Source organism: Nocardia sp. 2TAF39 (assembly GCF_052114905.1).
In the GTDB taxonomy this organism is placed as follows: Bacteria; Actinomycetota; Actinomycetes; order Mycobacteriales; family Mycobacteriaceae; genus Nocardia.
This window is the reverse complement of record NZ_JBFRFQ010000044.1, coordinates 37,601-60,396: the sequence shown is the minus strand read 5'-3', so window position 1 is coordinate 60,396 and position 22,796 is coordinate 37,601. Positions and strand designations below refer to the sequence as shown.

Annotated in this window: 20 protein-coding genes; 7 read left to right on the top strand and 13 right to left on the bottom strand. The window is 68.8% G+C overall.

Features of this window, described 5'->3' with window-relative positions; translation table 11 throughout:
• The 7 genes from AB4Z47_RS24005 to AB4Z47_RS23975 form a co-directional block, all read right to left on the bottom strand.
• The coding region (locus AB4Z47_RS24005; RefSeq protein ID WP_441953739.1) for a glutathionylspermidine synthase family protein at positions 1–622 on the bottom strand (622 nt) is incomplete at its 3' end.
• Positions 623–1,423 (bottom strand): hypothetical protein, encoded by an 801-nt coding sequence (locus AB4Z47_RS24000; protein WP_441953737.1) that lies wholly within the window; start codon positions 1,421–1,423, stop codon positions 623–625. It abuts the gene before it with no gap.
• A gap of 31 nt (positions 1,424–1,454) precedes the next feature.
• Complete coding sequence (locus AB4Z47_RS23995) at positions 1,455–1,733, bottom strand: acylphosphatase (RefSeq protein ID WP_441953735.1); 279 nt, start codon at positions 1,731–1,733, stop codon at positions 1,455–1,457.
• Entirely contained in the window at positions 1,733–2,200 is a 468-nt protein-coding gene (locus AB4Z47_RS23990; RefSeq protein WP_441953733.1) for an OsmC family protein, read from the bottom strand. Before AB4Z47_RS23990 ends, AB4Z47_RS23995 begins: the two co-directional genes overlap by 1 nt.
• Positions 2,201–2,300: 100 nt before the next feature.
• Positions 2,301–3,032, bottom strand: coding sequence for a response regulator (locus AB4Z47_RS23985; protein WP_441953750.1), 732 nt, complete (start codon positions 3,030–3,032; stop codon positions 2,301–2,303).
• Between the two features lies 1 nt (position 3,033).
• Positions 3,034–5,580: an ATP-binding protein gene (locus AB4Z47_RS23980; protein ID WP_441953731.1), complete on the bottom strand. Its 2,547-nt coding sequence runs from the start codon at positions 5,578–5,580 to the stop codon at positions 3,034–3,036.
• 72 nt (positions 5,581–5,652) lie between these two features.
• A complete protein-coding gene (locus AB4Z47_RS23975) occupies positions 5,653–5,817 on the bottom strand; it encodes a hypothetical protein (RefSeq protein ID WP_441953729.1) in 165 nt (54 codons plus the stop codon).
• 514 nt (positions 5,818–6,331) lie between these two features.
• Between AB4Z47_RS23975 and AB4Z47_RS23970 the strand changes: the two genes are divergently transcribed.
• The 4 genes from AB4Z47_RS23970 to AB4Z47_RS23955 are packed head-to-tail and all read left to right on the top strand — an operon-like array spanning position 6,332 to position 11,239.
• Positions 6,332–6,526 (top strand): potassium-transporting ATPase subunit F, encoded by a 195-nt coding sequence (locus AB4Z47_RS23970; protein WP_441953727.1) that lies wholly within the window; start codon positions 6,332–6,334, stop codon positions 6,524–6,526.
• Positions 6,527–8,197, top strand: coding sequence for a potassium-transporting ATPase subunit KdpA (gene kdpA, locus AB4Z47_RS23965; protein WP_441953725.1), 1,671 nt, complete (start codon positions 6,527–6,529; stop codon positions 8,195–8,197). It abuts the gene before it with no gap.
• A complete protein-coding gene (gene kdpB, locus AB4Z47_RS23960) occupies positions 8,197–10,353 on the top strand; it encodes a potassium-transporting ATPase subunit KdpB (RefSeq protein WP_441953723.1) in 2,157 nt (718 codons plus the stop codon). The genes kdpA and kdpB overlap by 1 nt, the downstream gene beginning before the upstream one ends.
• A 1-nt stretch (position 10,354) precedes the next feature.
• Positions 10,355–11,239 carry a potassium-transporting ATPase subunit C gene (locus AB4Z47_RS23955; protein ID WP_441953721.1) on the top strand — a complete coding sequence of 295 codons (885 nt, stop codon included), beginning with the start codon at positions 10,355–10,357 and terminating at the stop codon, positions 11,237–11,239.
• 54 nt (positions 11,240–11,293) lie between these two features.
• On the opposite strand, the gene AB4Z47_RS23950 is transcribed toward AB4Z47_RS23955, so the two are convergent.
• Complete coding sequence (locus AB4Z47_RS23950; protein WP_441953748.1) at positions 11,294–11,923, bottom strand: MBL fold metallo-hydrolase; 630 nt, start codon at positions 11,921–11,923, stop codon at positions 11,294–11,296.
• The gene (locus AB4Z47_RS23945; RefSeq protein WP_441953719.1) at positions 11,917–13,002 is read right to left on the bottom strand and encodes an S-(hydroxymethyl)mycothiol dehydrogenase; all 1,086 of its coding nucleotides are present in this window, start codon (positions 13,000–13,002) and stop codon (positions 11,917–11,919) included. Before AB4Z47_RS23945 ends, AB4Z47_RS23950 begins: the two co-directional genes overlap by 7 nt.
• Before the next feature lie 208 nt (positions 13,003–13,210).
• Here AB4Z47_RS23945 and AB4Z47_RS23940 point away from each other — a divergent pair, with 208 nt between their 5' ends.
• Positions 13,211–13,630: a DUF1707 SHOCT-like domain-containing protein gene (locus AB4Z47_RS23940; protein ID WP_441953717.1), complete on the top strand. Its 420-nt coding sequence runs from the start codon at positions 13,211–13,213 to the stop codon at positions 13,628–13,630.
• 63 nt (positions 13,631–13,693) lie between these two features.
• On the opposite strand, the gene AB4Z47_RS23935 is transcribed toward AB4Z47_RS23940, so the two are convergent.
• Positions 13,694–15,217 carry a hypothetical protein gene (locus tag AB4Z47_RS23935; protein ID WP_441953715.1) on the bottom strand — a complete coding sequence of 508 codons (1,524 nt, stop codon included), beginning with the start codon at positions 15,215–15,217 and terminating at the stop codon, positions 13,694–13,696.
• Positions 15,218–15,950: 733 nt separating this feature from the next.
• Here AB4Z47_RS23935 and smc point away from each other — a divergent pair.
• Positions 15,951–19,571, top strand: a complete 3,621-nt coding sequence (gene smc / locus AB4Z47_RS23930) for a chromosome segregation protein SMC (protein ID WP_441953713.1) — start codon at positions 15,951–15,953, stop codon at positions 19,569–19,571.
• 256 nt (positions 19,572–19,827) lie between these two features.
• Here the strand turns inward: smc and AB4Z47_RS23925 are convergent, their stop codons facing one another.
• Together AB4Z47_RS23925 and AB4Z47_RS23920 are read right to left on the bottom strand one after the other, a co-directional pair.
• A complete protein-coding gene (locus AB4Z47_RS23925; RefSeq protein ID WP_441953711.1) occupies positions 19,828–20,034 on the bottom strand; it encodes a transposase in 207 nt (68 codons plus the stop codon).
• Positions 20,035–20,154: 120 nt separating this feature from the next.
• The gene (locus AB4Z47_RS23920) at positions 20,155–21,072 is read right to left on the bottom strand and encodes an NmrA family NAD(P)-binding protein (protein WP_441953709.1); all 918 of its coding nucleotides are present in this window, start codon (positions 21,070–21,072) and stop codon (positions 20,155–20,157) included.
• A 105-nt stretch (positions 21,073–21,177) separates the two neighbouring features.
• On the opposite strand from AB4Z47_RS23920, the gene AB4Z47_RS23915 reads away from it, so the two are divergent.
• A complete protein-coding gene (locus AB4Z47_RS23915; protein WP_441953707.1) occupies positions 21,178–22,020 on the top strand; it encodes a TetR/AcrR family transcriptional regulator in 843 nt (280 codons plus the stop codon).
• Between the two features lie 190 nt (positions 22,021–22,210).
• Here AB4Z47_RS23915 and AB4Z47_RS23910 read toward each other — a convergent pair whose 3' ends face one another.
• Positions 22,211–22,600 carry a DUF2237 family protein gene (locus AB4Z47_RS23910; RefSeq protein WP_019048221.1) on the bottom strand — a complete coding sequence of 130 codons (390 nt, stop codon included), beginning with the start codon at positions 22,598–22,600 and terminating at the stop codon, positions 22,211–22,213.
• Between the last annotated feature and the right edge of the window lie 196 nt (positions 22,601–22,796).

Sequence of the window (22,796 nt, the reverse complement as noted above, 5' to 3'; positions counted from 1 at the left end):
GGAGTGCGATGGTGTCGAACCCGGCCTCCGCGGCGGTCTCCTGCAGGTACGCCGTGGTGACGTTGTCCTCGCCGGTCGCGTCCGCGCCGGACCAGGTGAAGTGCAGCTGTGGCGTCGGTAGCACGTCGCGCAGCGCGCTCCAGCGCTCGACGAGCTTCTCGTGCAACGAGTTCCACTGGTCGCCACCCGGGTAGCGGTCGGTGAGCCAGTGCCACTGCACGATCGCCGCCTCCAACAGCGAGGTCGGCGTATCCGCGTTGTACTCCAGCAGTTTCGCGGGCCGGCGCGCGTCGTAACGGAGATCGAAACGCCCGTACACGTACGGGTCGGAGCGCTTCCAGGATTCGGCGATCGGGCCCCAACTCCACTCGGGCAGACCGAAATCGGCGAACCGTTCGGTGAGCACGATGTGCTCCACCGCGTTCAGGCACATCGAGTGCAGCAGTTCGACGTCGGCCTCCAAGGCGAGGATCTCCGGCATGTCGAACTCGTAGTGGACGGACTCGTCCCAGTACGGCCTCGGCTGGCCGCTCGCATCCCGTCCCGGTGAACCGTAGACCAGGCCCTGGCCTTCGACGGTCTGCTGCCAGCCCGGCCGGGGCGTATCATGTACGCGCCGCATCTACGACCCCCCGCCGGTGCTCTTGCTGCCGAGCCCGCCGCGCTGCACCGTGGTTCCGCTCTTGGTCTTGATCTCGGCGTTGCGCGGTGTGACCGTGGTGCCGCCGGTCGGCGGCTTCCCGACGGTGCCGGTGCCGCCGTAGTAGTAGCGGTATTGCGGTCCGCCGCCGAGCACGATCAGGCCCGGTCCGCCACCGCTATTGCTCACGAAGCCGGGTCGGCCGTCGCCGCAGTGGTCGTCGTCGACCACGACCTCCTGGCCGTTCTCGGTTTTCACGCAGTAGGCCGTGACCCGGTCGGGCGCGGTCAGCGCACGATAGGCCAGGTAGCCGCCGCCGACCAGACCGGCGACGCCGACAATGGCCACACCACCGATCATGACCCGCTTGCGCTTGCGCTTCTTGGCCTCCTCGGCCGCGGCGGCGGCCTGCTGTGCCTGCTCGGCGTGCTTGCGCGCCTTGTCCCTGGCCCTCGCTTCGGCCACCGTGGGCGGACGTGGTTTGGTCACCCCCGCTTCCTGTCGCTGCACGCTGCCGCGCCGGGGCGGCCCCGGAGTGCCGGGAGCCGCGGCGGTTCCGCTCGGCGCGACCGAATCGGACGTCGTGCCCGGCCCACTCGAGGTGGAAGTGGACCGATCCTGCGCTTCGGCGGAATCGGCCGGCGCGGACTCCGGGGCCGCTCGCGCACCGGGCTCGGGTTCGGAACCGGTGGCGGAAGGCGTGGCCGGATGCTCCGGAGCGGACGACCGCTCGGGTTCGGGGTTGTCGGGACGCGTGTCGTCACCCGGATGCTGCGTGCTCACCGTTGCGCCCCCCTCGTCGCCCGAACTGCCACTACCGCTCCTCGAAACCGGTCACATCACCCCGCGCGGGCTCCCAGCTTTCCACAACCAAGGTCACCCGACCAGGTGCAGTCCCCGAACGCAAGAGTTCGAGCAACCTTTCGCACGCCTGTCGCGGTCCTTCCGCGACCACGTGCACGCGGCCGTCCCTGGCGTTGGTCGCGTGCCCGACCAGCCCGAGCTCCAACGCGCGTGCCCGGGTCCACCAGCGGAAACCCACTCCCTGGACCCAGCCGTGCACCCACGCGCTCAACCGAATGGCGTCGTCCATCAGGCCTCGACGTCGAACGACAAGGTCACCTTCGAGCCGGCCCGCAGCGTCCGCCCGACGGTGCACACCTTGTCGATCGCGCGCTGCACCGTGACGAGCAACCGCTCGCGTGCCTCGTCGTCGAGTTCGCTGAGGTCGAGCTCGAACACCTCGTCCAGCTGCGGGTAGACCTCGTTCTCCCGATCGGCGTCGCCGGACACCCGGATGGTCGCGTCGAAGTTGTCGCCGAGCTTGCGCGACAGTGGGAAGTCCGCACTCAGGCCTGAGCAGGCGGCCAAGGCGATCTTCAGCAGCTCGCCCGGTGTGAACACACCGGCGACGCCCTGCGACCCGATCCGGACCTCGGCGCCGCGGGAGCTGCGGCCGGTGTAGGCCCTGGTCCCGGTGCGCGCGACCCACAGCGTGGTCGGGCCCTGCTCGACCGGCGCTGCGGTGGCGGTGGCGGGTGTAGCGGTCTGTTCAGCCATGGTTCGATCCTGCCATTCTCGTCGAAATCAGCTCGCGCGCCTGGCAACGCCTGGGTCGCGTGCGCCATTCCTGGCGGTCACCGGCAGGTGGCTGGGATTACTACTCCTGGAACCGATAGCCCATTCCTGCCTCGGTGAGCAGGTGTTTCGGGTGTGACGGATCGACTTCCAGCTTGCGCCGCAGCTGCGCCAGATATACCCGCAGATAGTGCGTCTCGGTGGCGTAGGACGGACCCCAGACCTCGCGCAGCAGCTCACGTCGCCCGACCAGCTTGCCGCGGTTGCGCACCAGCATCTCCAGCATGCCCCACTCGGTCGGCGTCAGGTGCACGGTCTCGCCGTGCCTGGTGACCTTCTTGGCGGCGAGGTCGACGGTGAACGACGCGGTCACCACCACGGGGTCCGACGCGTCGGTGTCGGTGGCGCCGCGGCGGACCGCGGCGCGCAGCCGGGCAAGCAACTCGTCCATCCCGAACGGCTTGGTGACGTAGTCGTCGGCGCCCGCGTCGAGCGCCTCGACCTTGTCGGCCGAGTCGGTCCGCGCGGACAGCACGATCACCGGCGCCGACGTCCAGCCGCGCAGCCCGGCGAGCACCTCGATGCCGTCCATGTCGGGTAGGCCGAGGTCGAGGATCACCACGTCCGGATGCTTGTCGGCGGCCGCCCGCAAGGCGGCACCACCGGTCGCCGCGGTGATCACCTCGTAGCCGCGGACCGACAGGTTGATCCGCAGCGCGCGCACGATCTGCGGTTCGTCGTCGACTACGAGCACTTTGGTCGCCACCGCCTCGGGCGTTTTCGTCACCACCGCCTCCTGTGCCGTCAGGGACACCTCACTCACCTGCGCTTGTCGTCTCACGCGAGACATCCGCGCCCGCGTTGTCGGGAGTAGGTACCTCGTCTGCGGGCAGATCGACCAGCATGGTCAATCCTCCCCCTGGCGTCGGATCGGCGTGCACCGTCCCGCCCATCGCTTCGACGAAACCGCGCACCACCGACAGTCCGAGCCCGACACCCGTGGTGTTGTCCCGGTCGCCGAGGCGCTGAAACGGCTCGAAGAGCTGCTCCTCCGCACCGTGCGGGACGCCGGGACCGGTGTCGACGACGGCGATCGAGACGCGGTCGCCGGTGCGCTCGGCGGTGATCCGGACCGGGGTATCGCGTGGCGCGTGACGCAGCGCGTTGTCGATCAGGTTGGCCAGCACCCGTTCCAGCAGGCCGCCATCGGCCCGCACCGAGACGTCGCCGACGTCGACCCCGACCCGGTCCATTGCGGCGCGGCGCAGCCCACGCGCGCCCATTCCGACGCTCACCAGCGCGCGGTGCGCCACCTCGTCCAGGTACACCCGCCGCAGCTGTGGCGTCACCACGCCGACCGCGAGCCGCGACGAGTCGAGCAGGTTGCCGACCAGCGCGGTGAGCTGATCCACCGACTCCTCGATTGTCTCCAGGAGCTCGGCGGTGTCCTCCGGGGAGAATTCGATGTCGTCGCTGCGCAGGCTGGAGACGGCGGCCTTGGCTCCGGCCAGGGGCGTGCGCAGGTCGTGGCTGACCGCCGAGAGCAGCGCCCGGCGCAGCCGGTCGGCCTCCAGCAGCGCCGCCGCGGCGCCGGCCTCCTCGGCGAGGCGGGCCTGCCGCACCAGTCCGACGGCCTGGTTGGCCACCGCGTTGAGAACAGTACGGTCGGCCGTCGGCAGCGGTCGGCCCGCGAGCAGCAGCCAGTGGTGCGCGTCGCCCGCCTCGACCACGGTGCTCGCGTCGGCCGGCAGGCGCGGCGGGTCGACGCCTACTTCGGCCAGCACCCGGTCGCCCGCCACCAGGCTGACCGCGCGTTGGGCGAAGGTCTCCCTGATCTGCTCGAGCAGCTTGGGCAGATCCGCGCCGTGCAGGACGGCGCCGGAGAACATGGTCAGCAACTCGGCCTGCCGAGAGGCCTTGCGCGCCTGCCTTGTCCGCTTCGCGGCCACATCGACCAGCGCCGCCACCGCGACGGCGACGATGAGCAGCACCACCACTGTGACGAAGCTGTCCGGTTCGGCGATGGTCAGGCTGTAGCGCGGCGGTGCGAAGAACCAGTTCAACAGCAGGCCGGACAGCAGCGCCGAAACCGACGCGGGCACGATGCCGCCCAACAATGCCACCGCGACGACGCCAACCACGAACACCGCACTGATCCCGCCGAGATCCAGCACGTCGTCCAAGTAGGCGGCGCTGACCGCGCACACCAGCGCGGGCACGAGAACCGCGGCGAGCCATGCGGTTACGGGCCTGCGCGTGCGCAGCGCGGAGCGGCGAAACCCGCGGTGGGCTTCCTCGTGCGTCACCATGTGCACGTCGATCTTTTCGGAGCGCTGCACGACAGTGGACCCGATGCCCTCGTCGAAGATCCGGGCCCAGCGCGACCGCCGCGAGGTGCCCAGCACCAGTTGCGTGGCGTTGGCCTCACGCGCGAATTCCAACAGGGCCGAGGGCACATCGTCGCCGGTGACGGTGTGCAGCGAGGCGTCCAAACTGGCCGCGAGCTCGCGCAGTCGGGCGAGGCGCTCGGTGGAGACCCCAGCCAGCCCGTCGCCACGCACGACGTGCACGACCACGAGGTCTGCGCTGGATTTCGTGGCGATCCGGCTGGCCCTGCGCACGATTGTCTCCGACTCCGGGCCACCGGTCACCGCGACTACGACGCGCTCACGCGCCTCCCACAGCTCGGTGATCTTGTGGTCGGAGCGGTATTTGGCCAGCGCGGCGTCGACCTGGTCGGCCAGCCACAGCAGCGCCAATTCGCGCAGCGCAGTGAGGTTTCCCGGCCGGAAATAGTTGCGCATTGCCGCATCGATCTTCTCGGCGGCGTACACGTTGCCGTGGGAGAGTCTGCGCCGCAACGCTTCCGGCGTGATATCGACCAGCTCTACCTGGTCCGCCCCGCGCACCACGGCGTCCGGCACGGTTTCGCGCTGCTGGATGCCGGTGATCTGCTCGACGACGTCGTTGAGGCTCTCCAGGTGCTGCACGTTGACCGTGGAGATCACGTCGATGCCGGCGTCGAGCAAGTCCGCCACATCTTGCCAGCGCTTCTCGTGCGTGCTGCCCGGTGCGTTCGTGTGCGCCAGCTCGTCGACCAGCACCACCGTGGGCGCGCGCCGCAGCACCGCCTCGACGTCGAGTTCGGGGAGCGTGGTGCCGCGGTACTCGATCAGCTTCGGCGGAATGCGCTCGATGCCCTCGAGCAGCCGTGCGGTCTTCTCCCTGCCGTGCGTCTCGACCACCGCGGCCACCACGTCGCGGCCGCGCTCCAGCCGCCGGTGCGCCTCGCCGAGCATGGCGTAGGTCTTGCCGACTCCGGGCGCGGCGCCCAGGTAGATGCGCAGCTGGCCGCGTTTCACGCCTTCATCATCGCGCGCCGCGAGTCCCGGGCCGAGCAACCCTCGATCGAACCGGCGTGCTGGGCCCAGCGCTCAGACATCGAACGCCCCCGGCTCGTTCGTCCGCCACCGCCCGCCGCGGTCGTCCGCTACGACCACGGCCTGCGGCGGGTGCGGCTGCGCGCGGCTGCCCAGCGCCCGGATGACCAGTGCACAGCACACGAACCCGACGAGAACGGCAATGGTGACTGCCGACATGACGACCCTTCTTCCGATGAGACACCGCCGGTCGCGCTGGAGTCGTCCGCCTGACCGGCTCTCCACTTCTACCGCCGGGGTACCCACCGACCCCGATCTTTACGGTCTGTTAACGGTCCAGCGCTCTTCTTTGACAGCTTCCTTTCGGCGGTTCCGACCGACCGCTCTGATGGGACCCGGTCGTGCAGTTCGTGACAAGGAACCGGTGATCGCTCTGCGCCGGACAATGTGCCGTGTGTGCGGGTGGCGACGGCGAAGGTGCACCGGCTGCGGCTGACGGCCGATCGCTGGTTGCTGGTGGTGGGGCAGCCGACTGCCCGAGATCGTGCCAGCCGGCGCGGACATCCTGATCAATCCCGGGATCGGCGCAGTTCCGGCTCGTCACCACAGCACTGCGTGTGTGCAGCTATGCCGTTAACGAATCGCAAATGCGGAATCCCGGGGCGCTAAGGAGTTGTAAGGAATCGCTTCCTACGGTCGCCCGGGCGCTTGACTCGCTCTGGCGTGCTCCACCATGGCGCGCGGATGGAGGTTGTCGAGTCATGTCTGTCGTGCTGTTCACGGCGCTCACCGTGGCGGCGTTCGCGCTGCTGGGACTGATCCAGCGCGGGGTGGAGAAGCTGTGATCGCGAACCTGGCCGGTCTGGTTCTCGCCGTCTGCGTCGCCATTTACCTGGTCGCCGCGCTGCTGTTTCCCGAGAGGTTCTAGGTGAACACGACAACCGCGGGGATCGCCTTCGTGGCGTCCCTGGTCCTCGCGCTCGCGCTGGTCCACGTGCCGCTCGGCGACTACATGTACCGGGTGTACCGCGGTCGCGAGCATTCCCGCGTGGAACGCGTCGTCTACCGCGCTATCGGCGCCCAGCCCGATGTCGAGCAGACCTGGTCGGTGTACGCCCGCAGTGTGCTGGCTTTCTCGGCGGTCGGCATCCTCTTCTTGTTCTTCTTCCAGCTGGTCCAAGGCAGACTTCCGCTGCACCTGAACGATCCCGGTACCGAGATGACGCCCGCGCTGGCCTGGAACACCGCGGTCAGCTTCGTGACGAACACGAACTGGCAGAACTACTCCGGTGAATCGACCCAGGGGCACCTGGTGCAGATGGCCGGGCTCGCGGTGCAGAACTTCGTCTCCGCGGCGGTCGGGATGGCGGTGGCGATCGCGCTGGTGCGCGGGTTCGCGGGCAGGCACACCGGCGACCTCGGCAATTTCTGGGTGGATCTGGTGCGCGGCACGCTCCGCATCCTGCTGCCGCTCGCGTTCGTCTTTGCGATCGTGCTGGTCGCGGGCGGCGCGATCCAGAACTTCCACCTGCACGACCAGGTCGCGCAGATGCTGAACGGCACCCAGCAGACCCTCACCGGCGGTCCGGTGGCCAGCCAGGAGGCGATCAAAGAACTGGGCACCAATGGCGGCGGCTTCTACAACGCAAACTCGGCGCACCCGTTCGAGAACCCACGTACCTGGACCAACTGGGTGGAGATCTTCCTGCTGCTGGTGATCAGCTTCTCGCTGCCGCGTACGTTCGGCAGGCTGATCGGCAGCCGTAAGCAGGGCTACGCGATCGTCGCGGTGATGGGGACGATCGCGCTGATCAGCGTGACGCTGACCAACCTGGTCCAGCTCCGACACCACGGGACCGTGCCGACCGCGATCGGCGCGTCGATGGAGGGCGTGGAACAGCGCTTCGGGGTGGCGAACTCGGCCACCTTCGCATCCGCGACGACACTGACCTCGACCGGCGCCGTCGACTCGTTCCACGACTCCTACACCAGTCTCGGCGGCCTGATGACGATGTTCAACATGCAGCTAGGCGAGGTCGCGCCGGGTGGGACGGGCTCCGGGCTCTACGGCATGCTGATTCTCGCGGTGATCACGGTGTTCGTCGCAGGCCTGATGGTCGGCCGCACACCGGAATATCTCGGCAAGAAGATCACGCCGCGCGAAATCAAGCTCGCTGCCTCGTATTTTCTGATCAGCCCGTTGATCGTGCTCGTGGGCACGGCGCTGGCGATGGCATCGCCGGGGCAACGGGCTGGCATGCTGAACTCCGGGCCACACGGCCTGTCCGAGGTGCTGTACGCCTTCACCTCCGCGGCCAACAACAACGGTTCGGCGTTCGCGGGCCTGAGCGGAAACACCGACTGGTACAACACGGCGCTCGGCCTCGCCATGCTGTTCGGCCGCTTCCTGCCGATCATCTTCGTGCTCGCGCTGGCGGGGTCGCTGGCCCAGCAGGGCACCACTCCCGAGTCGATCGGAACCCTGCCGACGCACCGGCCGCAGTTCGTCGGCATGGTGGTCGGTGTGACGGTGATCCTAGTAGCTCTCACCTTCCTGCCCGCACTCGCGCTAGGGCCACTCGCCGAAGGAATCCACTGATGACCAGTCCCGCAATCGAAAAGAACAGCTCCGCCGAGCCTGAGCCCGAAAGGCAGCGGCGGGACAAGGGCGTCCCGAAGGGTGTGCTCGACCCCACGATGCTGGTGACCTCGCTGCCGGACGCGGTGCGCAAACTCGATCCGCGCACCCTGTGGCGCAACCCGGTGATGCTCATCGTCGAACTGGGCGCGGTCTGGTCGACCATCCTCGCTCTGAGCGATCCGAGCTTCTTCGCGTGGGCCATCGTCGTATGGCTGTGGCTCACCGTGATTTTCGCGAACCTGGCCGAGGCGGTCGCCGAGGGCCGCGGCAAGGCTCAGGCGGACGCGCTGCGCAAGGCCAAGACCGACACGGTCGCGCGGCGGCTGCCCGACTGGTCGCCGGGTGCCCGGGTGGTCGAAGAGCGGGTCGCCGCGCCGGATCTGCGCCGCGGCGATCACGTGGTCGTCGAGGCGGGCGAGGTCATTCCCGGCGACGGCGACGTCGCGGAGGGCATCGCATCCGTGGACGAGTCGGCGATCACCGGCGAATCCGCGCCCGTGATCCGGGAGTCCGGTGGGGACCGTTCGGCGGTGACCGGCGGAACCACTGTGCTGTCGGACCGGATCGTCGTGCGCATCACCCAGGAGCCGGGCCAAAGCTTCATAGACAAGATGATCGCGTTGGTGGAGGGCGCGAGCAGGCAGAAGACTCCGAACGAGATCGCGCTGAACATCCTGCTCGCGGCGCTGACGATCATCTTCGTCTTCGCGGTCGTCACGCTGCAGCCGCTGGCGATGTTCAGCAAGGCGAACAACCCTGGGGTGGCGGACACGTCGGCGCTGGATGTGCACGGCGTCACCGGGATCGTGCTGGTCTCGCTGTTGGTGTGCCTGATCCCGACGACCATCGGCGCGCTGCTGTCGGCCATCGGCATCGCGGGCATGGACCGGCTGGTGCAGCGCAACGTCCTGGCCATGTCGGGCCGCGCGGTCGAGGCCGCGGGCGACGTGAACACGCTGCTGCTGGACAAGACCGGCACCATCACCCTCGGCAACCGCCAGGCGTCGGAGTTCGTCCCGGTGCCCGGCGTCGGCAAGGACGAATTGGCCGACGCCGCACAGCTTTCCAGCCTGGCCGACGAGACACCCGAAGGCCGTTCCATCGTGGTGTACGCCAAGCAGGCATACGGGCTGCGGGAGCGGACGCCGGGCGAGCTGACGCACGCGCAGTGGGTGGAATTCACCGCCCAGACCCGGATGTCCGGCGTCGACGTCGACGGGCGCCTGCTGCGCAAGGGCGCGGCCAGTGCGGTCACCGAATGGGTACGCGCGCGCGGCGGTTCGGTGCCCGACGAACTCGGCGCGACGGTCGACGGCATCTCCGCCGCAGGCGGAACTCCGTTGGTCGTCGGACAGGTCACAGACGGAGCGGCCAGGGTGCTCGGCGTAATCCACCTCAAGGACGTGGTGAAGCAGGGCATGCGGGAGCGGTTCGACGAGATGCGCAGGATGGGCATCCGCACGGTGATGATCACCGGCGACAACCCGTTGACCGCCAAGGCGATCGCCGATGAGGCCGGGGTGGACGACTTCCTCGCCGAGGCGACACCGGAGGACAAGCTGGCGCTGATCAAGCAGGAACAGGACGGCGGGCGGCTGGTCGCGATGACCGGAGACGGCACCAACGACGCGCCCGCACTGGCTCAGGCCGACGTGGGCGTCGCGATGAACACCGGCACCTCGGCGGCCAAGGAAGCCGGCAACATGGTGGACCTGGATTCCGATCCGACCAAGCTCATCGAGATCGTGGAGATCGGCAAGCAGTTGCTCATCACCCGCGGCGCGCTCACCACATTCTCCATCGCCAACGACATCGCCAAGTACTTCGCGATCATTCCCGCGCTGTTCGTCCCGCTGTTCCCCGGCTTGGACCTGCTCAATGTCATGCGCTTGGCCAGCCCGCAGTCGGCGATCCTGTCAGCGGTGATCTTCAACGCGATCGTCATCGTCGCGCTGATCCCGCTGGCGCTGCGCGGCGTGCGCTACCGACCGTCGAACGCGTCGGCACTGTTGAGCCGCAACCTGACCGTCTACGGGCTGGGCGGCATTGTCGCGCCGTTCATCGGCATCAAACTCATCGACCTCGTCGTCCAACTCCTCCCCGGGATGTCCTGACATGCGCCTTTCAACCTTGATCCGGCAGCATCTCGCCGCGTTGCGCGCGTTGCTGGCGCTCACCGCGATCACCGGAATCGTCTATCCGCTGGCGGTTTTCGCCGTCGCACAGCTGCCGGGACTGCACGACAAGGCGGACGGGTCGCTGCTCGAGGAGAACGGAAGGACGGTGGGCTCCAGCTTGATCGGGCAGTCGTTCACCGACTCCGGCGGCGCCGCGCTGGTGCAGTACTTCCAGAGCCGTCCTTCCGCCGGAATATCACCCACCCACCCAGACGGGTACGACCCGATGTCCACGGCCGCGAGCAATCTGGGTCCGGAGGACATGGTCGACACCGCCTCGCACACCAGTCTGCTCACCACGGTGTGCGCGCGCAGCAAGGAGGTCGGCGACCGTGAGGGGGTCGATGGCAGCCGGCCGTACTGCACGAAAAGCGGTGTGGGCGCGGTGCTCTCGGTGATCGGCCCGCGCGACGCCTACGGTGACGTACCGCATCCGCTGCAGGTGGTCAGCCTCAACGAGGCGTGCCCGGCGCAGCCGTTCCTGGCCGACTACCGCGGGGTTCGGGTCGAATGCGCCGGGCCGGGCCGGGACTACTCCCGCGGCCGCATCGTTCCGATCCCGGGCGATGCCCCGGCCGACCCGGCGGTACCTGCGGACGCCGTTACCGCGAGCGGTAGCGGGCTGGATCCGAACATCTCCCCGGCGTACGCGGCAATCCAGGTGTCCCGAATCGCGAAGGCGCGCGGGATTTCCGAGGAGCAGGTTCGTGCGGTGGTGGACGCGCATACCAGCGGTCGAACCATGGACTTCCTCGGTGAGCCGCGGGTCGATGTTTTGCCACTGAACCTGGATCTGGACCGCAGCTACCCGTATCGCGGCTGACCGGCGCACGAACGCGGTCGTCAGCTACGGTTGCCGACCGCGTTCGCGTTGCTGTCAGTGGCCGCGGGCGATCCAGTCGGCCAGTGCGGGTTTCTCGGCGCCGATGATGGTGGAATCGCCGTGGCCGGTGTGCACCGTGGTCTCCTCCGGGAGGGTGAGCAGCCGGTCGCGGATCGAGCCGATGATCGTGCCGAAGTCGGAGAACGAGCGGCCGGTCGCCCCAGGTCCGCCTGAGAACAGTGTGTCGCCGGTGAACAGGGCCTTCGCCTCCGGGAGATGGAGCGAGACCGAGCCAGGGGAGTGGCCGGGCGTGTGCAGGACTTCGAACTCCGTGCCCGCCACCGGAATCCGCTCGGTGTCGGCGAGGGACCGGTAGGCGACGTCCGGATGGGTCATGCGCCACAGCGGGTCGTCGCCGGGATGCAGCAGGATCGGCGCGTCGAGACGCTCGGCCAGTTCGGGGGCGACGGTGACGTGGTCGTTGTGTCCGTGGGTGCAGACGATCGCGCGGACGGTCCGGCCCGCCACGGCCGCGATGATGGGGTCGGCATCGTGCGCGGCATCGATGACGACGACCTCGGCGTCATCGCCGACCAGCCAGATGTTGTTGTCCACGTCCCAGGTGCCGCCGTCGAGGGAGAAGGTGCCCGAGGTGACGACGCGGTCGATGCGGGCGGTCACCAGACCACCACCGAGCGCAGCACGTCGCCGGTGTGCATCTTGCCGAAGGCGTGCTCCACCTGGTCGAGCGCGATGCGTTCGGTGACGAAGCGCTCCAGCGGCAGGCGGCCCTGGCGGTACAGGTCGATCAGGGTGGGGAAGTCGCGTTCCGGCAGACAGTCGCCGTACCAGGAGGACTTCAGCGCGCCGCCGCGGGAGAACAGGTCGATCAGCGGCATCTCGATGGTCATGTCGGGTGTCGGGACGCCGACGAGGACGACCGTGCCCGCCAGGTCGCGCCCGTAGAACGCCTGCTTCCAGGTCTCCGGACGGCCGACCGCGTCGATGACGACGTCGGCGCCCCAGCCATCGGTGTACTCCTGGATTTTCTCGACCACGTCTTCGGCGGTCGCGTCGATGGTGTGGGTGGCACCGAATTCGCTGGCCCAGCGCAGCTTCTGGGCGTCCCGGTCGATCGCGATGATGGTCCTCGCCCCGGCCAGGCGCGCGCCCGCGATCGCCGCGTCGCCGACTCCGCCGCAGCCGATCACCGCGACCGTGTCGCCGCGGGTCACGGTGCCGGTGTTCATCGCCGCGCCGATGCCGGCCATCACGCCGCAGCCGAGCAGGCCCGCCACCGCGGGATCGGCTTCCGGATCGACTTTGGTGCACTGGCCTTCGTGCACGAGGGTCTTGTCGACGAACGCGCCGATGCCGAGCGCGGGGCTGAGCTCGGTGCCGTCGGTGAGCGTCATTTTCCTGCTCGCGTTGTGGCTGGCGAAGCAGTACCAGGGGCGGCCGCGCTGACAGGCCCGGCATTCACCGCAGACCGCGCGCCAGTTGAGGATCACGTAGTCGCCGACCTCGACATGGGTCACCGCGTCGCCGACGATCTCCACCACGCCCGCCGCTTCATGGCCGAGCAGGAAAGGGAATTCGTCGTTGATCCCGCCTTCGCGGTAATGCAAGTCGGTGTGGCACACACCGCACGCCTGCACCCGGACCACCACGTCGTGCGGTCCTGGCTCGGGAATCACCACGTCGACGATCTCGACCGGCGCGCCTTTGCTGCGGGCCACGACCCCGCGCACGGTTTGCGACACTGTGCCTCCTAGCGGATCGACCGATGAGCGGATCCGGCCGTTCGCCGGGCCCGAAATCTGTACACCTGTCCATACTTCTGTACTCGAAGTTCTGACACTACCGCTGGGCGGTCGGTTACCGAAGGACGCGATGTTGACATTCCACATTAGAGGGTTATGCTAGAGGGCATATTCCACTATGGAGTGTGGAACCGTCGATAGGAACGACATGGACATCTCGACTGGTACCCGCGCCTCGAACGCCGAACGCGACAAGGTGGTGCGGCTGCTCGGCAGGCATATGTCGGACGGGCGGATCGATCTCGCGGAATACGACCAGCGGGTCGCCCAGGTGTACGCCACCACCACCCGCGACGACCTGAACCTGGTGCTGTCCGATCTACCCAAGCTCGCCAAGGAGGCCGCCGAACCGGCCGACGTGTGGCCCCGCCTCCCGCTCTGGCAGCGGATCGAGGGCACCACCTGGCTCGGTGTGAGCCTTCTCGTGCTGGCTATCTGGGCAGCGATCTCGCTCGGTGTCGGCGAGTTCACCTATTTCTGGCCGGTGTGGGTGATCGGCCCGTGGGGCGCGGTCCTCGCGTTCCGTATGGTGGCCGGCTTCGAGGGCGGCGGCCGCCGTACGAGCTGAACCGATCTCGGCGCTGTTGCTCGGATTGCCCGGCCGCAGCGCCGATTCGCGTCCCGGGCCCCGCTACCACGTGCGCCGGGGATTCGGCTCATGCGACGGGGACGGCTGGTCGCGCCCGTTGCGGCGTCCGGGTGCGGGTCGGTCGTACGACGGCTCGGCATGGTGGTCGGACGGCGCCGACCGAGCGGGAGGCCGGGATGTGTGCTCGTCCGGAGCCGACGGCGTCGTGCGGCGTCGCGCGGGCTCGAAGTCCATGGGCGGGTACGGATCTCGCTGCCGAACGGGTTGGCGATCTGTGGGCGACCGGCGGTACGCCGCGGCCTGCCTGGATCGGCGTGCTCGCTCATCGCGCGTGTCCGGCTGGTCGTCGGTTGTGGCGAACTCGTCGTAGTCGGTGCGGTTGTGGCGTCGACGGTCTGGCTGATCGGAACGAGCGGGTGGACGATGTCGCGAACGATTCGGCTCTTCCGCGCCGGTCTGCGGCGATGGACCGTTCGACCGAGCCCTTTCGGAATCGGTGCGGCGGCGCGCGGAACGTTCGGCGGGCAGCGGGTCGGCGTCGTCGGACCGCGTGTTCGGCTGCGCGGTGGTGGGCCACTCGTGGCCCCGTGATCGTCGGTCGGGACTGGAAGCAGGCTCGGCCAGGCCGGGCCGGAGCACGGGAAGTTCCCGGGTCACCTCGGCGGCGCTGACGCCCTTCTCGCGGTAGATCGCCGGAATATCGTGGGCGCGCAGCCAAGCGCCCGGATCGTGGCGGGCACCCGGCTCCAGCCCTGGAATGGTCTGTTCGAGCAGGTCGAGCAGATCGCCGGTCGTGGCGCCGAGTACGGCGCGGATCGCGGGGAAGGCGTTCGGGTGGAAGGTCCACTTCCATTCGGACTGCGGGTGTGCGCCCCCGCGCTCGCGTCGGTGGAAGACGAGGTCGCCGGAGCGGACGATTCTGGCACGCATGGTCCATCCGCTGGATTCGATGACCAGCTCCCTGGTTTCGGTGCGTTCGATGTGGTCGATCTCGCCGTCGACGAGATCGACGTCCGGCTCGGCGTTGCGCACCCATTTCGTCAGGGCACTCCACTTGGCGAGCAATGGCGGCTCGTCGGCGTCGCCTGTGTCGGCCCGGCCGCTGCGCAATGCCCGCGGAATCCACGCGGTGAGGTTGGTGCGCGCGGAGGTCTCGAGCCGGTCGTCGTCCTCGAGCGACGGCACCGAGTCCGGTCGCGCCGGCCAGCCGGTTCGCCCGGCGCGGTCGCTCCGTGCGTCCTCGTCGCCCAGCTCACCGGACCGGGCGGCAAGATTCCCATGAATGGGAGCCTCGTCCGGTTCCTCGGCGTCGTCCCATGTGATGTCGGCCCGTCGCCGGGCCACGTCGCCTTGCCGGTTCCGCGCGTTCAGTGTGATCTCGAACCATGCCGCGACCAGTCCGGCCACACCGAACCCACCCGCGACGGCCACCTCCACCCACACATCGCTGAGCACCACACTTTTGCTGCGCTCACACGCGTAGAGAAACACCAGGCAGCCGAGCACCAGCGCCGTGATGCGGGCAAGGCGGAACGCTGTGCTGGTCCCTGGTGAGGGGGCAGGCATCCTGTTGCGCTCCCGAACATTCCGCTGGTGAATCAGAGGGATCGTATGTGCCCGGACGGCCCGATGTCAGTGCATGGTCGAGACCTCTCGGAATCGGTGGACCCGTCCCTTCGGGTGTGCGAATGAAAGCAGGTCTGTCCTGCGAGCCGCCGCAATGAGCTGGCAACCGTTTGCGCCCGCGTCGCGCAAGACGATTCGGTGCCGCAGACGGCGATGCGGACCATTTCGGCAAGCCGATCGCGCTACGAAGCGAATGCTCGCCGCCCAACAAAACAAAGCGTTTCCCCACGCGACAACTGATTTCAGGAGCACATGGGTAACTCGTCGGGGACGCCCAGAACTCGAGCGGCACCCGACGTAGGACCTGAACGCAGCTCCTGTGACACCTGACTGGTACGGCCTGAAGACCCGGAGAGGCGGGGGAGTAACTCGTCGGGGACGCCCAGAACTCGAGCGGCACCCGACGTAGGACCTGAACGCAACTCCTGTGACACCTGACTGGTACGGCCTGAAGACCCGGAGAGGCGGGGGAGTAACTCGTCGGGGACGCCCAGAACTCGAGCGGCACCCGACGCCGGACCTGAACGCAGCTCCCGTGACACCCCACTGGTACGGCCTGAAGACCCGGAGAGCCGGCACAGCCCCGCGTCGGGAGTGCCCGGCACTCGACGGATACCATGACTGGTCGCCGGATCCTCTGATAACCAGGCAGAACACGGAAAGGTCGTCGACTTTGCACCTGAAGAGTCTGACGTTGAAGGGCTTCAAGTCCTTCGCGTCCGCGACGACGCTGCGGTTGGAGCCCGGCATCACGTGCGTGGTCGGTCCGAACGGGTCGGGCAAATCGAACGTCGTCGACGCGCTCACCTGGGTCATGGGCGAGCAGGGTGCGAAGGCGCTGCGTGGCGGCAAGATGCAGGACGTCATCTTCGCTGGCACGTCGGGCCGCGCACCACTCGGCCGCGCCGAGGTCACACTGACCATCGACAACTCCGACGGCGCGCTGCCGATCGACTACGCCGAGGTGTCCATCACCCGGCGCATGTTCCGCGACGGCGCGGGCGAATACGAGATCAACGGCAGCTCCTGCCGGCTGATGGACGTGCAGGAACTGCTCAGCGACTCCGGCATCGGCCGTGAAATGCACGTCATCGTGGGACAGGGACAGCTGTCGGCCATCCTGGAATCGCGCCCGGAGGACCGCCGCGCGTTCGTCGAAGAGGCTGCCGGTGTGCTCAAACACCGCAAGCGCAAGGAAAAGGCGGTGCGCAAACTCGAGGCCATGCAGGCCAACCTGGCCCGCCTCACCGACCTCACTACCGAACTGCGCCGCCAGCTCAAGCCACTGGGCAGGCAGGCCGAGGTGGCCCGAAGGGCACAGACCGTGCAGGCCGATCTGCGCGATGCCCGCCTACGCCTCGCCGCCGACGATCTGGTCACCCGCCGCCAGGAGCTGGCAAGCCAGCAGAGCAAAGAGGCCTACGCCCGCGAGCAGCAGATCACCGTGCAGTCCGAGCTGGACGCCGCCAACGCCGCGCTGGCCCAGCAGGAGTTCCAGCTGTCCCGCCTGGCCCCGAGCGCCGAGGCTGCCGCGCAGATCTGGTTCCAGCTCTCCGCCCTGGCCGAGCGGGTCAACGCGACCATCCGGATCGCGGGTGACCGTGCGCGTCACCTGGACACCGAAACCCCGGTCGGCACCGGCCGCGACCCCGAACAGCTGGAGGCCGAGGCCGAACGCGTCGAGGCCGAGGAAGCCGAACTGCGCGAAGCCGTCGAGATCGCCGTCGAGACCCTCGAGGCGGCCAGGGAGCAGCTGGCCGAACGTGAACAGTCCGCGAAGGCCGCCGAGCAGGCGCATCTGGCCGCCGTGCGGGCGATCGCCGATCGGCGTGAGGGTCTGGCCCGGCTGTCCGGCAGGGTCGACACGCTGCGCACCAGGGCCCAGTCGGTGGACGCGGAGATCGCCAGGCTCTCGGCCGCCATCGCCGACGCCAGGCACCGCGGCGAGGCCGCGCAGGCCGAATTCGACGCCGTGCAGGTCGAACTCGGCGAACTGGACGCGGGTGAGGCAGGGCTGGACGCGCAGCACGAGCACGCGGTGCAGGCGCTGACGCTGGCCGATCAGCGCGTCACCGAGCTGCGCGAGCAGGACCGTGAAGCGAGCAAGCGGGTGGCGTCGCTGACCGCGCGGATCGAGGCGCTCGGCATGAACCTGGCACGCCGCGATGGCGTGGCCTGGCTGGTGGAGAACCGTGCGCAGGGGCTGCTCGGCCCGCTGTCGGCGCTGCTGCGTGTGCACGGCGGTTTCGAGGCGGCGGTCGCCGCCGCCCTCGGCCCGCTCGCCGATGCCGTCGCGGCCGACACCGGCGAATCCGCCCATGTCGCGATCCGCGCGCTCAAGGACGGTGACGGAGGGCGTGCCGCACTGGTGTTCGGAGTGGACGGGGAGCATCGCGCGCAGCTCGGCGCGTTACCCGGCTCTGCCCGGTGGTTGATCGACGTGGTGGACTGCCCGGACAGCGTGCGCGGCGCGATCACGGCGCTGACCGCGGGAATCGCCGTCGCCGACGACTTGGCTGCGGCTCAGGCGGTCGTGGCCGCAGCGCCCGAGGTCCGTGTAGTCACCCGCGACGGCGATCTCGCCGGAAATGGTTGGCTGCTGGGGGGCTCCGATCGTGCGCCGAGCCAGCTGGAGATCCAGGCCGACATCGACGCCGCCGAGACAGATCTGGTCGCCTCGCAGCGGCGCGCCGAGGAACTGGAGGCGGCGCTGTCCGGCGCGCTCGCCGAGCAGGCCGACCGTAAGGACGCCGTCGACCATGCGTTGCTGGCGCTGCACGAATCCGACCAGGCACTGGTCGCGATCTACGACCGGCTCGGCAGGCTCGGCCAGACCGCACGTACCGCGCACGCCGACAGCGAACGGCTGCTGGTACAGCGCGCCGAAACCGAGGCGAGCCGGGAGGAAGCGCTCGCCGCGCTCGCCGACCTCGAGGACCGCCTGCGGCACGCGGAACTCGAACAGTCCGGGGTCGACGCCGACGGCATCGGCGCCGCGGGCACCGAATCCGCGGGCCGCGAGCGCGAGGAGGCGGCGGCGGCACTCGCGGAGGCGCGTTCGATGGAGGTCGAGGCCCGCCTCACGGTGCGCACCGCCGAGGAACGCGCGGAATCGGTGCGCGGCAAGGCGGATTCGCTGCGCAGGGCCGCTCGCGCCGAACGGGAGACCCGCGCTCGCGCCGAACGCGCCCAGGCCGCGCGCAAGCGGGCGGCCGAAGTGGCCGGCGCTGTGGCGCAATCCGGTGCGAAGATCGCCGCCGAACTGGAGAAGGTGGTCGGCGAGGCGGGTACCCGACGCGACGAGCTGGTGCGCAGGCGCGCCGAATGCGCCGCCCAGGTCGAGCAGGTCAAAGAGCGTGCGCGCGCGCTGACCGCGCAGCTGACCCAGCTCACCGACGCGGTGCACCGCGACGAGGTCGCCAAAGCCCAAGCGGCGCTGCGCATCGAACAGCTGGAGGCGACCATCGCCGAGCAGTTCGGCATAGCGCTGACCGACCTGATCGCCGAGTACGGTCCGGACGTGCCGCTGCCGCCGTCGGAGCTGGAGATGCAGGAGTACGAACAGGCCAAGTCGCGCGGCGAGCAGGTCAGCGTCCCCGCACCGATGCCCTACGACCGGCAGACCCAGGAGCGGCGCGCCAAGCGCGCGGAGAAGGACCTCGCCACCCTCGGCAAGGTGAATCCCCTTGCGCTGGAAGAGTTCGCGGCCCTGGAGGAACGCTACAACTTCCTGGCCACCCAGCTGGAGGACGTCAAGAGCGCACGCAAGGACCTGATGGACGTGGTCGCCGACGTCGACGCCCGCATCCTGCAGGTGTTCACCGAGGCCTACGCCGACGTCGAGCGCGAGTTCGTCGGGGTGTTCGCGAAACTGTTCCCCGGCGGGGAGGGCAGGTTGCTGCTCACCGACCCCGCCGACATGCTCACCACCGGCATCGAGGTGGAGGCCAGACCACCGGGCAAGAAGGTCAAGCGGCTGTCGCTGCTGTCCGGCGGAGAGAAGTCGCTCACCGCGGTCGCTCTGCTGGTGGCCATCTTCCGCGCGAGGCCCTCGCCGTTCTACGTGATGGACGAGGTGGAGGCCGCGCTGGACGACACCAACCTGCGCCGTCTGATCGGTCTGTTCGAGCAGTTGCGCGAGAAGAGTCAGCTGATCGTCATCACCCACCAGAAGCCGACGATGGAGATCGCCGACGCTCTCTACGGCGTCAGCATGCGCGGCGACGGCATCACCCAGGTGATCTCCCAGCGAATGCGTGGGCAGAACCTTGCCTCCGCCGGCGCGGCGGGCTGAGCCGACGCGCGGTCGGCGGTGAATGTGACGGCGCCGGAGTCCAGATAGAACAGCGGGTCGTCACCAGCGATCGAAGTGTCGAGCTTCGCAACCGCCACCCCTCCTTACGCGCATGGCGTGTTTGCGCGCGGGCCGAACACCTTGTCGGCTTCATCGGAATCTGCCGGGGCGCCCGGACTTGCTACCGATGGCCCGCCAGTGTGCCGCCCTTCAAGGTGGTGGTGCCGGACGCGGGAGCTGCGGGGGCGAGCGTGCTCTAGACGGGACGGTCCTGTTGTTCGATGTTCTGGCGCAGCACCGAGATCGGGGCACCGCCAACCCATCCGGCAAGGTAGGACGCTGACCACAACGGTTGTGCACGCCAGTCATGGCGCGCGAGTTCGGGGAATTCCTGGCGCAGCCGCCTCGACGACACTGGGTCGAATCCCGCTGTGACCAGAGGAATACCTTGTCCGGCGTGCATCCGACCGGCTTGGCGGTCGGATGCACGCTGTGCTCGGTGAGCGATAGCTAAGCGCCCAGACCTCGGGGCGTCTCGTGGACCAGTCCAGACGCGAGCCCGTACGTTACCGACCGGCCCGGGTCATCGCGACGTGCTCACTTTATCGCTGTCCAGCATCGCTTTGATCTGGGCCGCACCGGTTTCGGCCAGCCAGGTGTCGAACGTCCGCAGGCCGGGGTGGATCTCGCGGATCTGCTCGACGTCGGCGATCCAGCCGCCAGTGTGGCGGAGCAGGCGCCAGGTATTGCCGATTTCCGTGCCGAGCGCCTCTGCGTCGGCTTCGGTGACCTCGTGGTATCGGACCGGGTGGCCGGTGGTACGGGTGATCGCGTCTGCCGCCGCACGCGGGGTGATCGCGTCGCCCGCGAGTTCGAGGACGCGACCGTCGAAGCCGTCCGGGTCGGCGAACGCGAGGGCAGCGATGTCGGCGATATCCGCCAGGGCGATCACCTTCATCGGCTGGTCGGCGGGGAAGAGGTGCCGGTGCACCCCGTCGATGATCCCGTCGACCGGTGACGTGCGCAGCAGATAGTTCTCCATGAAGCGCACCGGGTGCAGCAGCGTATAGCGGGCGCCGCTGGCAGCTATCGCGTCTTCGATGCGCTTCTTGCCATTCGCGCCCCATGAGATGTTCTCGCCCATCGACGCGATGCCGGTGAACACGATCTGTTCGACACCGGCCCGGCGGGCCGCGCGCACGAGCGCCTCGCCGCGCGCGGCTTCGAGTTCGACGTCCCAGCCCCGCGGGCCGAACGCGGCGGGCGGAACCACGAAGAGTCCGGAGGCACCGTCCAACGCGGTGGGCAGGGTGTCGGGCGAGTCGAAGTCACCGACGACGAGTTCTGCGCCCGCCGCGGCCAATTCCCGTGCGGCGGGCGCCTGCGCGTCACGAACCAGCACGCGCACCGCCCTGCCGTCCGCCAACAGCCTTCGGGCAGTGGCTCCGCCCTGCTTGCCGGTGGCGCCGGTGACCAGGATGAGGTTCTGCTGAGGGGACATGCTTCGCCTTCTCTGTTGGATAGAATCGGGTCGGATAACCCGATTCGAACGATACGGGTGGCCTGACCCGGTTGGCCAGGTCTTACCGTGGAAGGCCGTAACGAAATGACCGCATCCGTCGACGCGGGCACGGTGGCGCGCGCCGATGCCCGGCGCAACCGTGCACTCGTGCTCGCCGCCGCGCAGCGTGCCTTCGCCGAGCAGGGCGTCTCGGTGTCGCTCGCCGAGGTCGCCCGGCGGGCCGGCGTCGGCGCGGGCACGGTCTACCGACACTTCCCGACGAAATCCGATCTGCTGGAAGTGGTTATGCAGCAGCGCATCGACCGGTTGGCGAAACTGGCCGCCGATCACCTCGGCGCGCGGGACGCGGGAGCCGCCTTCTTCGCCTTCTGTCGTGCGGTGATCGCCACAACCCCGGGCAACCAGGCGTTATGCGACGTTGTCCAGTCCGACGACGGCTGGCCGCGGACGCTTTTGGAAGGTGCTGGTGTGCGCTTTCATCGCGCGCTGGCCGCGCTGCTGGCGGCCGCCAAGCAGCAGGGCGCGGTCCGCGCCGACATCGAGGTCGACGACGTGCTGGCCATCTTCACCGGATGTGTTGCGATCCAACGGCTTCGGAAGACCGAGGTCGGCGTGGACCGTACCGCCGCGATCGTGCTGGACGCGCTGCGGGCGCGGGCGGGCGGCGCGATCGTAACGAAACAAATCGACGAAATCCGTAACGAATCCGCAGATCGTAACGAAAGTAGCGGCGTCGACGAGCACTGCCCGATGTGTCACGCGCTGGTGACGCAGACCGGGATCGGCCGCCGCGCCAGATACTGCTCGGCGGCGTGCCGTCAGAAGGCACATCGGCGGCGCGCCGCCACCACGGGGTGCCTGGATGACGCATCTGTGTCAGATGTGACAGGTCGGTCGCCGACCCGCCGTAGGCCGGTCGGAGACTGACGCCGGCCGCCTGCCAGCCGCCTGCCGGCCGCGGGAAGGGGCCGACCGGCAGCCGTCGGAGCCGCCGGGATCGGCACGGACTGGGCAACGCGATCGCTTCGGCTGCTCGCGGGTGCGGAGTGTGCCTGACGCACCTACGGGGCGCCCGTCTTCCTGGGAAGCCGTGGGCGACGTAGCGTTGCCGGGCTCCTCAGAGCAGGTCGCTGACGTCGTCCGGCACGTCGACGGCGTACTTGCGCAAAATGTCCATCGAGATCACTTCCAGGGCGTTCTCGTGTGTGGCGGCCAGCACGACAGGCGCGGCGACGCCGTCCTCGTGCGCGTGCAGCCACCGCACGGCTACGACACACCACCGGTCGCCTGGTTGCAAGCCCGGAAAATTGTTCTCCGGCCGCGGCGTGCTGAGATCGTTGCCGATGGACGCCTGATGCTCCAGAAACTCTGCCGTCACGACGGTGCACACGGTATGGCTGCCGAGATCCTCCGGACCGGTGCTGCAGCAGCCGTCCCGGTAGAAGCCGGTGAGAGGATCGGTGCCGCACTCTTCCAGCGGCCCCCCAAGCACGTTTCGATCGGTCACGTCGCCGATCCTATTGTCACTTCGCGAGAAGTTCCGCAGGACAAGAAATCTCGGGGGCTGTGTCGGTGCCCGAGCGGTCGCGCCGTTGGCCCGGCATGTCCGGCGTTTGCCGAGCTCGAGCCCTCGCCGTCGGGGTCGCCGCTGGTTCCTCCGTCCGGCACGGCGGCCGAGCCGGAGATGTCCTTCTGCAAGGATG

What these genes read in the sequence shown, in the direction of transcription:
- AB4Z47_RS23975 (WP_441953729.1), bottom strand. Translation starts at nt 5,817, where the DNA reads ATGTCGGCAGTCACCATTGCCGTTCTCGTCGGGTTCGTGTGCTGTGCA.
- AB4Z47_RS23990 (WP_441953733.1), bottom strand. Translation starts at nt 2,200, where the DNA reads ATGGCTGAACAGACCGCTACACCCGCCACCGCCACCGCAGCGCCGGTC.
- AB4Z47_RS23940 (WP_441953717.1), top strand. Translation starts at nt 13,211, where the DNA reads ATGGACATCTCGACTGGTACCCGCGCCTCGAACGCCGAACGCGACAAG.
- AB4Z47_RS23955 (WP_441953721.1), top strand. Translation starts at nt 10,355, where the DNA reads ATGCGCCTTTCAACCTTGATCCGGCAGCATCTCGCCGCGTTGCGCGCG.
- AB4Z47_RS23935 (WP_441953715.1), bottom strand. Translation starts at nt 15,217, where the DNA reads ATGCCTGCCCCCTCACCAGGGACCAGCACAGCGTTCCGCCTTGCCCGC.
- AB4Z47_RS23995 (WP_441953735.1), bottom strand. Translation starts at nt 1,733, where the DNA reads ATGGACGACGCCATTCGGTTGAGCGCGTGGGTGCACGGCTGGGTCCAG.
- AB4Z47_RS23970 (WP_441953727.1), top strand. Translation starts at nt 6,332, where the DNA reads ATGGCGCGCGGATGGAGGTTGTCGAGTCATGTCTGTCGTGCTGTTCAC.
- kdpB (WP_441953723.1), top strand. Translation starts at nt 8,197, where the DNA reads ATGACCAGTCCCGCAATCGAAAAGAACAGCTCCGCCGAGCCTGAGCCC.
- AB4Z47_RS23925 (WP_441953711.1), bottom strand. Translation starts at nt 20,034, where the DNA reads ATGCACGCCGGACAAGGTATTCCTCTGGTCACAGCGGGATTCGACCCA.
- AB4Z47_RS23920 (WP_441953709.1), bottom strand. Translation starts at nt 21,072, where the DNA reads ATGTCCCCTCAGCAGAACCTCATCCTGGTCACCGGCGCCACCGGCAAG.
- AB4Z47_RS23915 (WP_441953707.1), top strand. Translation starts at nt 21,178, where the DNA reads ATGACCGCATCCGTCGACGCGGGCACGGTGGCGCGCGCCGATGCCCGG.